This is a genomic window from Castellaniella denitrificans (genome assembly GCF_027214045.1).
In the GTDB taxonomy this organism is placed as follows: Bacteria; Pseudomonadota; Gammaproteobacteria; order Burkholderiales; family Burkholderiaceae_B; genus Castellaniella; species Castellaniella denitrificans_A.
Map to the genome: position 1 here is coordinate 1 of NZ_JAPWHE010000020.1, position 2,500 is coordinate 2,500.

At 54.4% G+C, this 2,500-nt stretch carries 2 rRNA genes (1 of these 2 cut by a window edge); both read right to left on the reverse strand.

Going from position 1 to position 2,500, the window contains the following annotated elements:
• Window positions 1-56 precede the first annotated feature (56 nt).
• A 5S ribosomal RNA gene (gene rrf / locus O4H32_RS14805) occupies window positions 57-169 on the reverse strand.
• Window positions 170-370: 201 nt separating this feature from the next.
• Window positions 371-2,500 (reverse strand): 23S ribosomal RNA (locus O4H32_RS14810) (it continues 757 nt past the right edge of the window).

Below are 2,500 nucleotides of genomic sequence, written 5' to 3' on the forward strand. Positions count from 1 at the left end.
CGCCACAAAGACAAAACCCCCGCAGAGGAGCTCTGCGGGGGTTTTGCGGAATAAAAGCCTGACGATGACCTACTTTCACAGGTGTCCACCCACTATCATCGGCGCGAAGGCGTTTCACTGTCCTGTTCGGGATGGGAAGGAGTGGGTCCACCTTGCTATGGTCGTCAAGCATAACTGGTTGCAATCGAGTCTCTGGCGCGAAGGCCGGGGACTGGATTACTAATTTGGAAGAAGCACATCAAGCGCTTTGCGACGGGCTGCATTGTAGCAGATCCGTGGCGCGGTGCACTTGGGTTGCGTTGTTTGGTTCAATTGTGTCGGCTACATACACGATCACTACTGTGTCCGTTGCGGTACTCCGCAAGGTTATAGGATCAAGCCGCACGGGCAATTAGTACTGGTTAGCTGCACGCGTTACCGCGCTTCCACACCCAGCCTATCAACGTCCTGGTCTCGGACGACCCTTCAGGGGGGTCAAGCCCCCGGGATACCTAATCTTCAGACGAGTTTCCCGCTTAGATGCCTTCAGCGGTTATCTCTTCCGTACATAGCTACTCGGCAATGCCATTGGCATGACAACCGATACACCAGTGGTACGTCCACTCCGGTCCTCTCGTACTAGGAGCAGGCTCCGTCAAGTATCCAACGCCCACGGCAGATAGGGACCAAACTGTCTCACGACGTTTTAAACCCAGCTCACGTACCTCTTTAAATGGCGAACAGCCATACCCTTGGGACCGGCTACAGCCCCAGGATGAGATGAGCCGACATCGAGGTGCCAAACACCGCCGTCGATATGAACTCTTGGGCGGTATCAGCCTGTTATCCCCAGAGTACCTTTTATCCGTTGAGCGATGGCCCTTCCATACAGAACCACCGGATCACTATGACCTGCTTTCGCACCTGTTCGACTTGTCAGTCTCACAGTCAAGCACGCTTATGCCATTGCACTATCAGCACGATTTCCGACCGTACCTAGCGTACCTTCGTACTCCTCCGTTACACTTTAGGAGGAGACCGCCCCAGTCAAACTGCCCACCATGCACTGTCCCCAACCCGGATAACGGGCCAAGGTTAGAACCGCAAACAGACCAGGGTGGTATTTCAAGGTTGGCTCCACCGAATCTAGCGACTCGGTTTCAACGCCTCCCACCTATCCTACACAGGCCGGTTCACAATCCAATGCAAAGCTACAGTAAAGGTTCATGGGGTCTTTCCGTCTAGCCGCGGGTAGATTGCATCATCACAAACATTTCAACTTCGCTGAGTCTCAGGAGGAGACAGTGTGGCCATCGTTACGCCATTCGTGCAGGTCGGAACTTACCCGACAAGGAATTTCGCTACCTTAGGACCGTTATAGTTACGGCCGCCGTTTACCGGGGCTTCGATCAAGAGCTTGCACCCCATCACTTAACCTTCCGGCACCGGGCAGGCGTCACACCCTATACGTCGACTTTCGTCTTGGCAGAGTGCTGTGTTTTTAATAAACAGTCGCAGCCACCGATTCTCTGCGGCCCCTTCGAGCTCTGCGCGCAGGCGCATCACCCTACAAGGGCATACCTTCTCCCGAAGTTACGGTATCAATTTGCCGAGTTCCTTCTCCTGAGTTCTCTCAAGCGCCTTGGAATATTCATCCCGTCCACCTGTGTCGGTTTGCGGTACGGTCTCGTGAGACTGAAGCTTAGAGGCTTTTCCTGGGACAGCTTCCAATCAGTCCAGGAACCAAAGTTCCTGTCCAGCCACACCCTTGAATTACGCGCCCGGATTTACCTAAGCGCCTTCTATGATGCAGCAACGGGGACATCCAACACCCCGATGACCTTCTGCCATCCGTCCCCCCATCGCATCTCACGACGGTGCTGGAATATTAACCAGCTTCCCATCAGCTACGCATCTCTGCCTCGCCTTAGGGGCCGACTCACCCTGCGCCGATGAACGTTGCGCAGGAAACCTTGGACTTACGGCGAGGGGGCTTTTCACCCCCTTTATCGCTACTCATGTCAGCATTCGCACTTCTGATACCTCCAGCAGCCTTTACAAGCCACCTTCGCAGGCTTACAGAACGCTCTCCTACCGCGTGCACTTGCGTGCACACCCGCAGCTTCGGTAACTGGCTTAGCCCCGTTACATCTTCCGCGCAGGACGACTCGATCAGTGAGCTATTACGCTTTCTTTAAAGGATGGCTGCTTCTAAGCCAACCTCCTGACTGTCTATGCCTTCCCACTTCGTTTCCCACTTAGCCCGTTTTAGGGACCTTAGCTGGCGGTCTGGGTTGTTTCCCTCTTGAGTCCGGACGTTAGCACCCGGTGCTCTGTCTCCCACACTGTACTTGCCGGTATTCGGAGTTTGCCATAGGTTGGTAAGTCGCCATGACCCCCTAGCTATAACAGTGCTCTACCCCCGGCAGTAATCATGTGAGGCACTACCTAAATAGTTTTCGGAGAGAACCAGCTATCTCCAGGCTTGTTTAGCCTTTCACCCCTATCCACAGCTCATCCC